This window comes from Bradyrhizobium sp. 1(2017) (assembly GCF_011602485.2).
Taxonomy (GTDB): Bacteria; Pseudomonadota; Alphaproteobacteria; order Rhizobiales; family Xanthobacteraceae; genus Bradyrhizobium.
In genome coordinates this window covers 2,891,522-2,903,119 of record NZ_CP050022.2, presented here as the reverse complement: position 1 = coordinate 2,903,119, position 11,598 = coordinate 2,891,522, and the positions used below count along the sequence as shown (strand labels likewise).

The following is an 11,598-nucleotide window of genomic DNA, read 5'->3' as shown; positions in this document are numbered from 1 at the left end:
CCTGCTTAGGCTTTAGGCGCCGAACTACTTGCGGCCCCCGACCTTGGAGTTCTGGGCGAGTTCCGCCTCTTCGGGGGTGGTGCGGCAGATGCCTTGACCCGAATCCGCAGGGACCGGCCGTTTGTCTCATCAATCTCGAACGAATTCGTCTTTCGGACGAGGTCGCTCAGCTTGCGGAAGCCGAAGGTCCTCGGATCGAAATCGGAAGCTAGATTGGCGAGCCGCTTTCCAACCTCACCGAGCGCAACCCAACCGTCCTCGCTCTCCATCTGGGCGATGACCTTCTTGATGATGGGCGTGGCGGCATCGGACGGCTGAAGCGACGAGGACCTCACGGCGGCGTCTTGGGTGGTTGCCGTGCCGGCAAGCAGGTTCTCCGTGTAGACGAACCTTCGGCAGGCCTGCCTGAAGCTCTCCGGTGTCTTCTGCTCTCCGAACCCAAAGACATCAATGCCCTGCTCCCGGATGCGAGCGGCCAGACGGGTAAAATCGCTGTCGGATGAAACAAGGCAGAAGCCATCGAACCGACCGCTGTGAAGCAGGTCCATTGCGTCAATGACCAGCGTTATGTCGGAAGCATTCTTTCCCGTCGTATAAGCGAATTGCTGCTGTGGGATGATGGCATGCTTCGACAGAATATCGGCCCAGCCCCTGGACCGCGCGTTGGAGAAGTCGCCGTAAATGCGGCGAACGCTGGCCTCGCCGATCTTGGCGATCTCCTCGAACAGTCCATCCGCGATCTTCGCGGAGGCATTGTCGGCATCGATCAGGACGGCGAGACGGGGCGAACGAAGTTCCGACGGCATGGCGTTTCCCCAAGAGATGGACGCAGCATTAGAACATGCATGCGTCGGAAGGGCTAATCCTCGTTCGCCTTGAACCGCCCGAGCCCCTTCAGCACGAAAGGCGCCAGCAGCGCGATCAGCGCCAGCGCGAGCAGCGTTGCCGAGATCGGGCTCTGCACCAGCGCCATGGGATCGCCGAGGCTGATCGCAAGCGCACGGCGCAGCTGGCTCTCGGCGATCGGTCCGAGGATCAGGCCGACGACGACGGGCGCGATCGGAAAATCGAACCGGCGCATCAGGAAGCCAAGCACACCGAAGCCGGCCAGCATCGACAATTCGACCACCGACGGCTTTGCGGCGATGGTGCCCATGGTCGCGAAGACGAGAATGCCGGCATAGAGCCAGGGCTGCGGGATCGCGAGCAACCGCACCCACAGGCCGACCAGGGGCAGGTTGAGCACCAGCAGCATCGCGTTGGCGATGAACAGGCTGGCGATCAGGCCCCAGACCAGATCGGGCCGCTCGGCGAACAACAGCGGCCCCGGGTTGAGGCCGTATTGCTGAAAGCCTGCCAGCATCATCGCGGCCGTCGCCGAGGTCGGCAGGCCGAGCGTGAGCAGCGGCACCAGCGTGCCGGCGGCGGAGGCATTGTTGGCAGCTTCCGGTCCCGCGACGCCTTCGATCGCGCCCTTGCCGAACTCCTCGGGGTGTTTCGTGAGCCGCTTCTCGGCGGAATAGGACAGGAAAGTCGGGATCTCCGCGCCGCCGGCAGGCAGCGCGCCGATCGGGAAGCCGAACATGGTGCCGCGCAGCCACGGCTTCCACGACCGCTTCCAGTCGTCTTTCGTCATCCACAGCGAGCCGCGCACCGGCTCCAGCTTTTCCTCGGTGTGGTGGCGGCGCGATGCGACGTAGAGCGCCTCGCCCACCGCGAACAGGCCGACCGCGAGCGTCGTCACCTCGACGCCGTCGAGCAATTCAGGAACGCCGAACGCGAGCCGAGCCTGGCCGGTCAGCTTGTCGATGCCGACGAGGCCGAGCGTCAGGCCGATGAACAGGCTGGTCAGGCCGCGGACCGGTGAATCGCCGAAGGTCGCCGATACCGTGACGAAGGCGACGCACATCAGCGCGAAATAATCCTCAGGCCCGAAGCGCACGGCGAAATCGACCAGCCACGGCGCAAGGAACGCGAGCCCAATGGTCGCGATGGTGCCGGCGACGAAGGAGCCTATCGCGGAGGTCGCGAGCGCCGGGCCACCGCGGCCGGCCTTGGCCATCTTGTTGCCTTCGAGCGCGGTCGCCATCGAGGCGCTCTCGCCGGGCGTGTTGATGAGAATCGCGGTGGTCGATCCGCCATACATGCCGCCGTAATAGATGCCGGCAAACATGATCAGCGAGCCGCCGGGATCGAGCTTGTAGGTGACAGGCAGCAGCAGCGCGACCGTCAACGCCGGGCCGATGCCGGGCAGCACGCCGACGGCTGTGCCAAGGAACACGCCAATCAGCGCATAAAGAAGATTCATCGGCTGGACGGCGACCGCCATGCCGTGGGCCAGCGCCGCAAAAGTGTCCATCACAGCAGTCGCTCCAGCGGGCCGGTCGGAAGGCTCAGCGTCAGCAGGCGGTAGAACGCGAGGTAGATGAGGGTCGACATCACGAGCGCGATGACGCTGTCGACGAGGATGGCGCGGCGCCCGAAGGCCGCCGAGGTCGTCACGAACAGCGCCGACGTCGCCAGGATGAAGCCGCCGCCGAAGCCGATGATGGCGATCAGGAGCGCAAGGCCAATGAGGATCAGAACCACCGGCACTGGATCGGAACTCTCGCGCGCCGGCAGATTGCCGCGCAGCGCGTCGACGAAACTGCCGATCGCAAGCAGCGCAAGGCCGCTGGCGACCACGATCGGCATCGCCTCCGGGCCCATGCCGTACATCGTGGTGGATGACAGGCCGCGCGCGTCCCAGACCAGGACCGCGGCGAGCACCGCAAGCAATGCTGCGATGACGAGGCCGGCGCGATCGACGCGCCGCGGCGGCTGGGCCGGATCGCCTGAGGTCATGACTTGACGAGGCCGACCGATTTCAGCACGTCGGTGACGCGCGCCGTTTCCTTCTTCAGGAAGTCGGCGAAGGCGTCGCCGCCGAGATAGGCGTCGTCCCAGCCCTTCTGCTTGAGGATCTCCTTCCAGGCGTCCGACTTCACCATCTTCTCGACCGCATCGCTCAAGGTCTTGCGCTGCTCAGGCGTGATGCCGGGAGGCGCGACCACCGAGCGCCAGTTGGCGATCACGAGGTCGATGCCTTGTTCCTTGAAGGTGGGGATATCGCTGCCGGCGATGCGCTTCTCCGAGGTCACGCCGATCGCGCGCAGCTTGCCGGACTTGATCTGCCCTTCATATTCGCTGAGCCCCGAAATGCCCGCGGTGACCTTGCCTCCGAGAATCGCCGCCAGCGACTCGCCGCCGCCGGAGAACGGGATGTAGTTGATCTTCTTCGCATCGGCGCCGACCGCGCCGGCGAACAACGCGGCCATCACATGGTCGACGCCGCCGGCCGAGCCGCCAGCGAAGGTCACCTTGGCGATATCCGCCTTCACCGCGGCGGCGAGATCCTGCGCCGTCTTGATCGGCGAATTCGCGGGCACCACGATCACCTGGATTTCCTCGGTGAGGCGCGCGATTGGCGTCACCTGCTCCAGCGTCACCGGCGACTTGTTCATGGCGAGCGCACCCACCATGACGAAGCCGTTGACCATCAGCTGGTTGCCGTCGCTCTTGGCGCCGTTGACGAATTGCGCGATGCCGACGCTGCCGCCCGCGCCCGGAACGTTGGTGACCTGCACGCTGCGCGCGACGCCCGAAGCCACCAGCGCCTGCTGCATCGAGCGCGCGGTCTGGTCCCAGCCGCCGCCGGGTGCGGCCGGCGCCATCAGCTTGAGCTCGAGCTGCTGGGCAACGGAAGGCGTGGCTGCCGCCAGGGTCAGCGCGACGGCTGCGCCGACAAGACGCGCGGGAAATTGAAACATGAGGACGCTCTCCGGGCTCATGCGGACGTTTGCCGCATTGTGTCGTTTGGTCGCATATCAGCCAAAACGGCCGATGCTGTCCAGAGACATGCCCCCGGGGGCTCGTGGTTAGCGGGGCGTCGGGATCACCCCGCCAAGCGCAACCGTCAGCTCGGCGGCGACATCGCGCACGATTTGCCCGATTTCCGGCAATCGTTCGTCGGTGACGCGGCTGGTCATGCCGGATACGGAGATCGCGGCAAGCGGTTCGGCAAGAGCGTTGTATACCACGGCAGCCACACAGCGCAGGCCGATCTGCGCCTCCTCGTCGTCGATTGCAAAGCCCTGCTTGCGGATCTTTTCGAGCTCCTTGAACAGGTCGCTCGGCCGCACGATCGACTTCTCGGTCAGGCGGGGCATGCCGTGATGGCGGATAACCGCGCCGACGTCCTCGTCCGAATAGGTCGCGAGCACCGCCTTGCCGACCCCCGACGTCACCATGGCGACGCGGCCGCCGACCTGGGTCAGCGAGCGCATGATCTCGCGGCTTTCCATGCGGGTCAGCACGATGATGAACTCGTCGTCGACCACGGCGAGATTGGCGGTCTCGCGGGTGAGATCACGCAGCTTGCGCAAGTAGGGGATCGCCTGCGCGGAGAAATTACGCCGCCGCGCGAAGCTCGCACCGACCGTGAAGCTGCGCACGCCGACATGCCATTTGGATTCGGCACGGTCGAACTGCACAAAGCGGCGGCTTTCCAGCGTCGCCAGCAGGCGGTGCACGGTGGAGGCTGACAGGCCGGTGCGGACGGCAAGATCGCTGAGGCGATAGCCTTCGTCGTCCTCGGCCAGCGTTTCGATGATCGACAGCGCGCGGTCGACCGACTGCACGCCGCCATCGCGCGCGTCGTGGTCGGCCTCCGATGAAGATCGGGGCTCAGGTGATTTGCGCCGGATCACGTTCTTGCTCATCGCGACCTGCCGCCTTGGAGGTTCGTCATTCCGGGATGGTCCGAAGGACCAGACCCGGAATCTCGAGGTTCTCAGGTGCGCAATTGCGCACCATAGTTCGATGCTGTGCATCGCCCCGGAACGACGTACCTGAAGAAATGCCGCTCCGGATCAAGTGAAGCGGCAATTTCGTCTCAGAGCAACCCTGCCCCGCGCGCCCACTTGTACTTGGCGCCCAGCACCTCGACCGGGAGCTCGGTCGAATAGGCGTAGGCCGGGATGCCGTTCTGGTAGAGATATTCGGCGGCTTCCTCGACCTCGACGTCGCCGGCGAGCGAGGCGACCATGGGCTTCACGAAACCCTTGGCCTCCATCTCCTTCTTCACCTCGACCATGTTGCGGGCGAACACCATCGGCGGGGTGACGATGGTGTGCCAGTAACCGAGGATCAGCGAATGGATACGCTCATCCGAGAGGCCGAGCTTCACCGTGTTGACGTAGGTGATCGGCGGCTCGCCGCCGGTGATATCCACAGGATTTCCAGCCGCACCAAACGGCGGGATGAACTTGCGGAAGGCCGCGTCGAGGTCCGGCGGCATCGACATCAGCGACAGGCCGTTGTCGACGCAGGAGTCCGACAGCAGCACGCCCGAGCCGCCGGCGCCGGTGATGATCAGCACGTTCTCGCCCTTCGGCGTCGGCAGCACCGGCACGCCGCGGGCGAATTCGAGCAGCTGCCGCAGCGAGCGGGCGCGGATCACGCCCGACTGCGCCAGGACATCCTCGTAGATCTTGTCGTTACCGGCGAGCGCGCCGGTGTGCGACGAGGCCGCCTTGGCGCCGGCCGAGGTGCGGCCGGCCTTGAGCACGACGACAGGCTTCTTCTTGGAGACGCGCTTGGCCGCTTCCGCGAAGGCGCGGCCGTCCTTGAGGTCTTCGCAGTGCTGCGCGATCAGATTGGTGTTGGGATCTTGCTCGAAGAAGGCGAGGAGATCGTCCTCGTCGATGTCGGACTTGTTGCCGAGACCGACGATCGCGGAGACGCCCATCTTGGCCGAGCGCGAGAAGCCGATGATGGCCATGCCGATGCCGCCCGACTGCGACGACAGCGCCGCGTGGCCCTTGACGTCGTAGGCGGTGCAGAAGGTCGCACAGAGGTTGGCGGGCGTATAGTAGAAGCCGTAGATGTTGGGTCCCATCAGGCGGATGTCGTACTTCTTGCCGACCTCGACGATCTCGGCCTGCAGTTCCGGTGCGCCGGCTTCCGCGAAGCCCGACGGGATCAGCACCGCGCCCGGGATCTTCTTCTCGCCGCATTCGGTGAGCGCTGCGGCCACGAATTTCGCGGGGATCGCGAACACCGCGACGTCGATCACACCCGGCACGTCCTTGACGCTCTTATAGGCCTTGTAGCCGAGGATCTCGGCAGCCTTGGGATGGATCGGATAGATATCGCCCTTGTAGCCGCCGTTGATCAGGTTCTTCATCACGGAGTTGCCGATCTTGCCGTCCTCGGCGGAGGCGCCGACCACGGCGACGGCCTTCGGCTGCATGATGCGGTTCATCGCCGCCACGATCTCTTCGGTCGGGCGCGGCTTCGGCTTGGGAACATAGGCGAAGTCGACGACGATGCGGACGTCGGCGGCGGTCGCGCCCTTCGGCGTCGCGAACACCGGGTTGAGGTCGAGCTCGACGATTTCGGGGAAATCGGTGACGAGCTGCGAGACCTTGACGATGACGTCGGCGAGCGCGGTACGGTTCACGGGTTCCCCGCCGCGAACGCCCTTCAGGATCTCATGCGCCTGGATGCCGTCGAGCATCGAAAGCGCATCCTCCTTGGTCGCGGGCGCGAGGCGGAAGGTGATATCCTTGAGGACTTCGACCAGCACGCCGCCGAGGCCGAAGGCGACCAGCTTGCCGAACGAGCCGTCGGTGATCGAGCCGACGATGACTTCGGTGCCGCCGGCCAGCATCTGCTGCACCTGGACGCCCTCGATCTTGGCGTCGGACTTGTATTTCTTGGCGTTGCCAAGAATGGTCTCATAGGCCTTCTCGGCCTCCTCGGCCGTCTTGAGGCCGACGATGACGCCGCCGGCTTCGGTCTTGTGGAGAATGTCCGGCGAGACGATCTTCATCACGACCGGGAAGCCCATCGACGAGGCCATCTTGCCGGCCTCGCCGGCCGACTTCGCCACGCCTTCCTTCGGCACCGGAATGCCATAGGCGTCGCAGACCAGCTTGCCTTCCGGCGCCGTCAGGCTGGTGCGGTTGTCCGCCTTGACCTGGTCAAGCACCTTGCGGACGGCATCTTTGGAATTGGACATGTGGCTTCTCCCTTGACCTCAGTTCGTTCTTTTCAAAGCGCGCGCGTGGTTTGCGGCTGCCCGTGATGCTTGCCATTCGCCGCGCTCTGTTCCATGCGGCGGCGCGGAGTGGCATAAAGCCAAGACTACTCCGCCGGCTTGGATCAAAAATGGCTGGCGATGGCATTTGGTATGCCAGAAGCCAACTTGTCAAGCCAGAGCGCACCTTAGAACGCCGCAAAAAATAGCCAGCTTGACATTCTGGCATGTGGTATGCCAAAAACTTTCCCGTTAATATTCCTGTAAAAGACGACTCCCACTGGAGGAGATTCGTCGTGTCACTACGGAAACCAACCAAGGCGTTGCCGAACATGGCCGAGGCAGACATCGCAATCGTTCGTATTGCCCCGGAGAGCAGCTTCAAGAACAAGGCGTATGACGCCTTGAAGGAAGCCATCCTCAAGATGGACATCTACTCGACGCCCGAGCCGGTGATGCTCGACGAGCGCGCGTTGTCCGAACGTCTCGGCGTCAGCCGCACGCCGATCCGCGAAGCGATCGCGATGCTCGAGCAGGACGGTTTCGTGAAGACGGTGCCGCGCCGCGGCATCATGGTGGTGCGCAGGACCAAGAGCGAGATCGTCGACATGATCCGCGCCTGGGCGGCGCTGGAGAGCATGGCCGCGCGCCTCATCACCACCACCGCGCGCAAGAAGGACATCACCGCGCTGCGCGACTACTTCAAGGACTTCGGCAAGGACCGCCTGCCCGAGGATCACGTCGAGGAATATTCGCGCGCCAACATCGCCTTCCACCAGGCGCTGATCTCGCTGTCGGAATCCCCCGTGCTGGTCGATCTCACCAACGACCTCCTGCTGCACGTTCGCGGCTACCGCCAGCTGACCATCGGGCGCAAGGACCGCACTGCGACCTCCCTGCCCGAGCATCTCGGCATGATCGAAGCACTGGAAGCGCGCGACACCGAGCTCGCCGAGAAGCGCGCCCGCGACCATACCCTTGGCCTTGCCGCTTACGTCGAAGCGCATGGTCAGGAACTCTTTACCTAGCAACTTCACCAGAAGGGCGAACAATTCGCCCCGCATCTTGAGACCAGGGAGACAAGGCCCATGCTGAATACCGCGACCAAGTCCGAAGCACCGGGCACCGAGCAGGAACTGACGGATGGCTTTCATCTCGTCATCGACGCGCTCAAGCTGAACGGCATCAACACCATCTATAATGTGCCGGGCATCCCGATCACGGATTTGGGCCGCATGGCGCAGGCCGCCGGTATTCGCGTGATCTCCTTCCGTCACGAGCAGAACGCCGGTTACGCCGCAGGCATCGCCGGCTATCTCACCAAGAAGCCCGGCGTCTGCCTCACCGTCTCGGCGCCCGGCTTCCTCAACGGCCTCACCGCGCTCGCGCACGCCACCACCAACTGCTACCCGATGATCCTGGTCTCGGGCTCGTCCGAGCGCGAGATCGTCGACCTCCAGCAGGGCGACTACGAGGAGATGGACCAGCTCGCGATCGCCAAGCCGCTGTGCAAGGCGGCCTATCGCGTGCTGCACGCCCAGGATATCGGTATCGGCTTCGCCCGCGCCATCCGCGCTGCGGTCTCGGGCCGTCCGGGCGGCGTCTATCTCGACCTGCCGGCAAAGCTGTTCGGCCAGGTGATGAACGCCGATGCCGGCCAGAAGTCGCTGGTCAAGGTGATCGATGCGGCGCCCGCGCAGCTCCCCTCGCCGGCTTCGATCAAGCGCGCGCTCGACGTGCTCAAGAGCGCCAAGCGTCCGCTCATCATCCTCGGCAAGGGCGCGGCCTACGCGCAGGCCGATGAGGAGATCAAGAGCTTCGTCGAGAAGAGCGGCGTGCCGTTCCTCCCGATGAGCATGGCCAAGGGCCTGCTGGCCGACACCCATCCGCAATGCGCCGGCGCCGCCCGCTCGACCGTGCTGAAGGAATCCGACGTCGTCATGCTGATCGGCGCGCGGCTGAACTGGCTGCTCTCGCACGGCAAGGGCAAGAGCTGGGGCGAAGCGCCCAAGAAGTTCATCCAGGTCGACATCGAGCCGAAGGAGATGGACTCCAACGTCGAGATCGTCGCGCCCGTCGTCGGCGACATCGGCTCGGTGGTCTCCGCCTTCAACCAGGCGATGGGAACGGGCTGGACCGCCCCGCCGGCCGAATGGACCAAGGCGATCTCGTCCAAGCGCGAAGAGAACGTCGCCAAGATGGCGCCGAAGCTCATGAACAACAAGTCGCCGATGGACTACCACGGCGCGCTCGGCGTGCTGAAGAACGTCATCAAGGAGTACCCCGAGGCGATCCTCGTCAACGAGGGCGCCAACACGCTCGACCTCGCCCGCGGCGTCATCGACATGTACAAGCCCCGCAAGCGTCTCGACGTCGGCACCTGGGGCGTGATGGGCATCGGCATGGGCCAGGCGATCGCCGCCGCGCTCGAGACCGGCCATCCCGTGCTCGCGGTGGAAGGCGACAGCGCCTTCGGCTTCTCCGGCATGGAGGTCGAGACCATCTGCCGCTACAACCTGCCGATCTGCGTCGTCATCTTCAACAATGACGGCATCTATCGCGGCACCGACGTCAACGGCGCCAACGCCGATCCGGCGACGACGGTATTCGTCAAGGGCGCGCGCTACGACAAGATGATGGAAGCCTTCGGCGGCGTCGGCGTGAACGCGACTTCGCCGGACGAGCTGAAGCGCGCCGTCAACGACGCCATGAAGTCCGGCAAGCCGACGCTGATCAACGCGGTGATCGATCCGGCCGCGGGCTCGGAGAGCGGCCGCATCGGCAACCTCAATCCGCAGAGCGTTTTGCAGAAGAAGAAGTAAGGCATGACCCGGAAAGGCACGCAGCGGTTTTCCGGACAGATCATGCCCAAACAAAAGAGCTGAAGCGCCAAGCGCGCTTCAGCCTCCCCCTCAACCCTTTACTCCCTGCCGGGCGCAGGGGCAGACAGAGTACGGAGCAACACGATGACCAAAGCGCTCACGGGCGTTCGCATTCTCGACTTCACCCACGTCCAGTCCGGACCGACCTGCACGCAGCTTTTGGCCTGGTTCGGCGCCGACGTGATCAAGGTGGAACGTCCGGGCGTGGGTGACATCACCCGCGGCCAGCTGCAGGACATCCCGAACGTGGACAGCCTGTATTTCACCATGCTCAACCACAACAAGCGCTCGATCACGCTCGACACCAAGAACCCCAAGGGCAAGGAAGTGCTCACCGAGCTGATCAAGAAGTGCGACGTGCTGGTGGAAAACTTCGGCCCCGGCGTGCTCGACCGCATGGGCTTCCCCTGGGAGAAGATACAGGCGATCAACCCGAAGATGATCGTCGCCTCGATCAAGGGCTTTGGCCCCGGCCCCTACGAAGACTGCAAGGTCTATGAGAACGTCGCGCAGTGCACCGGCGGCGCCGCCTCCACCACCGGCTTCCGCGACGGCCTGCCGCTCGTCACCGGCGCGCAGATCGGCGATTCCGGCACCGGCCTGCACCTCGCGCTCGGCATCGTCACCGCGCTCTACCAGCGCACGCATTCGGGCAAGGGCCAGCGCGTCACCGCCGCGATGCAGGACGGCGTGCTCAACCTCGCCCGCGTCAAGCTGCGCGACCAGCAGCGCCTCGCCCACGGCCCGCTCAAGGAATACAGCCAGTTCGGCGAAGGCATTCCGTTCGGCGATGCCGTGCCGCGCGCCGGCAACGACTCGGGCGGCGGCCAGCCCGGCCGCATCCTGAAGTGCAAGGGCTGGGAGACCGATCCCAACGCCTACATCTACTTCATCACCCAGGCCCCGGTCTGGGAGAAGATCTGCGACGTGATCGGCGAGCCGACCTGGAAGACCGATCCGAACTACGCCAAGCCGGCCGTGCGCCTGCCGCGCCTCAACGAGATCTTCGCCCGCATCGAACAGTGGACGATGACCAAGACCAAGTTCGAGGCGATGGAGATCCTCAACAAGGACGACATCCCCTGCGGCCCGATCCTGTCGATGAAGGAGATCGCCGAGGACCAGTCGCTGCGCGCCACCGGCACCGTGGTCGAGGTCGATCACCCCACCCGCGGCAAGTACATCTCCGTCGGCAACCCGATCAAGCTGTCGGACTCTCCGAGCGACGTCGAGCGCTCCCCGCTGCTCGGCGAGCACACCGACGAGATCCTGCGCTCGGTGCTCGGCTTCTCGGACCACCAGGTCGCCGAGATCCACAAGTCCGGCGCGCTCGATCCGCCGCAGAAGCAGGCCGCGGAGTAAGCGACCCCGCCTTGAACGACACGAAAGGGCCGCCCGAAGGGGCGGCCCTTTTTGCTTGGGAAGGCAGTGCGATCGCAGACTCCAACAAACAATGGAAAAACAACCCCATGCACAGTAGCCAACCCTTTGGCTGCGAACGTATTTCCGATTAAGCGAAATCCCCCTTGACGCGTCGGGCAAAACAGGGGTAGTGTGGCATCATCCGAAAAAAGCAAATCGCACTTCGAAACGCCGCCGGGTGCGGCGGTCGTTCCTTTGTCTGGCGTCGACGAA

General features: G+C 64.6%; 9 protein-coding genes. 3 read left to right on the top strand and 6 right to left on the bottom strand.

Annotation, left to right across the window (positions count from 1 at the left end; all coding sequences use genetic code 11):
• Positions 1 to 5: 5 nt before the first annotated feature.
• From HAP40_RS13660 to HAP40_RS13635, 6 genes are all read right to left on the bottom strand, one after another.
• Positions 6 to 806 carry an NYN domain-containing protein gene (locus HAP40_RS13660; protein WP_166817304.1) on the bottom strand — a complete coding sequence of 267 codons (801 nt, stop codon included), beginning with the start codon at positions 804 to 806 and terminating at the stop codon, positions 6 to 8.
• A 53-nt stretch (positions 807 to 859) separates the two neighbouring features.
• The gene (locus tag HAP40_RS13655; protein ID WP_166817305.1) at positions 860 to 2,359 is read right to left on the bottom strand and encodes a tripartite tricarboxylate transporter permease; all 1,500 of its coding nucleotides are present in this window, start codon (positions 2,357 to 2,359) and stop codon (positions 860 to 862) included.
• A complete protein-coding gene (locus tag HAP40_RS13650; protein ID WP_166817306.1) occupies positions 2,359 to 2,844 on the bottom strand; it encodes a tripartite tricarboxylate transporter TctB family protein in 486 nt (161 codons plus the stop codon). The genes HAP40_RS13655 and HAP40_RS13650 overlap by 1 nt, the downstream gene beginning before the upstream one ends.
• Positions 2,841 to 3,809 (bottom strand): Bug family tripartite tricarboxylate transporter substrate binding protein, encoded by a 969-nt coding sequence (locus tag HAP40_RS13645; RefSeq protein ID WP_166817307.1) that lies wholly within the window; start codon positions 3,807 to 3,809, stop codon positions 2,841 to 2,843. The genes HAP40_RS13650 and HAP40_RS13645 overlap by 4 nt, the downstream gene beginning before the upstream one ends.
• Positions 3,810 to 3,917: 108 nt before the next feature.
• A complete protein-coding gene (locus tag HAP40_RS13640; protein WP_166817308.1) occupies positions 3,918 to 4,760 on the bottom strand; it encodes an IclR family transcriptional regulator in 843 nt (280 codons plus the stop codon).
• 173 nt (positions 4,761 to 4,933) lie between these two features.
• Positions 4,934 to 7,063 carry an acetate--CoA ligase family protein gene (locus tag HAP40_RS13635; protein ID WP_166817309.1) on the bottom strand — a complete coding sequence of 710 codons (2,130 nt, stop codon included), beginning with the start codon at positions 7,061 to 7,063 and terminating at the stop codon, positions 4,934 to 4,936.
• Positions 7,064 to 7,413: 350 nt separating this feature from the next.
• Here HAP40_RS13635 and HAP40_RS13630 point away from each other — a divergent pair, with 350 nt between their 5' ends.
• From HAP40_RS13630 to frc, 3 genes are all read left to right on the top strand, one after another.
• Positions 7,414 to 8,109, top strand: a complete 696-nt coding sequence (locus HAP40_RS13630; RefSeq protein ID WP_166819518.1) for a GntR family transcriptional regulator — start codon at positions 7,414 to 7,416, stop codon at positions 8,107 to 8,109.
• A 60-nt stretch (positions 8,110 to 8,169) separates the two neighbouring features.
• On the top strand, positions 8,170 to 9,903 hold the full coding sequence (gene oxc, locus HAP40_RS13625; RefSeq protein ID WP_166817310.1) for an oxalyl-CoA decarboxylase: 1,734 nt from the start codon (positions 8,170 to 8,172) through the stop codon (positions 9,901 to 9,903).
• 144 nt (positions 9,904 to 10,047) lie between these two features.
• On the top strand, positions 10,048 to 11,325 hold the full coding sequence (gene frc / locus HAP40_RS13620) for a formyl-CoA transferase (protein WP_166817311.1): 1,278 nt from the start codon (positions 10,048 to 10,050) through the stop codon (positions 11,323 to 11,325).
• Positions 11,326 to 11,598 lie beyond the last annotated feature (273 nt).

Coding starts and splice junctions, on each gene's coding strand:
- HAP40_RS13660 (WP_166817304.1), bottom strand. CDS start 806: ATGCCGTCGGAACTTCGTTCGCCCCGTCTCGCCGTCCTGATCGATGCC.
- HAP40_RS13655 (WP_166817305.1), bottom strand. CDS start 2,359: ATGGACACTTTTGCGGCGCTGGCCCACGGCATGGCGGTCGCCGTCCAG.
- HAP40_RS13650 (WP_166817306.1), bottom strand. CDS start 2,844: ATGACCTCAGGCGATCCGGCCCAGCCGCCGCGGCGCGTCGATCGCGCC.
- HAP40_RS13645 (WP_166817307.1), bottom strand. CDS start 3,809: ATGTTTCAATTTCCCGCGCGTCTTGTCGGCGCAGCCGTCGCGCTGACC.
- HAP40_RS13640 (WP_166817308.1), bottom strand. CDS start 4,760: ATGAGCAAGAACGTGATCCGGCGCAAATCACCTGAGCCCCGATCTTCA.
- HAP40_RS13635 (WP_166817309.1), bottom strand. CDS start 7,063: ATGTCCAATTCCAAAGATGCCGTCCGCAAGGTGCTTGACCAGGTCAAG.
- HAP40_RS13630 (WP_166819518.1), top strand. CDS start 7,414: ATGGCCGAGGCAGACATCGCAATCGTTCGTATTGCCCCGGAGAGCAGC.
- oxc (WP_166817310.1), top strand. CDS start 8,170: ATGCTGAATACCGCGACCAAGTCCGAAGCACCGGGCACCGAGCAGGAA.
- frc (WP_166817311.1), top strand. CDS start 10,048: ATGACCAAAGCGCTCACGGGCGTTCGCATTCTCGACTTCACCCACGTC.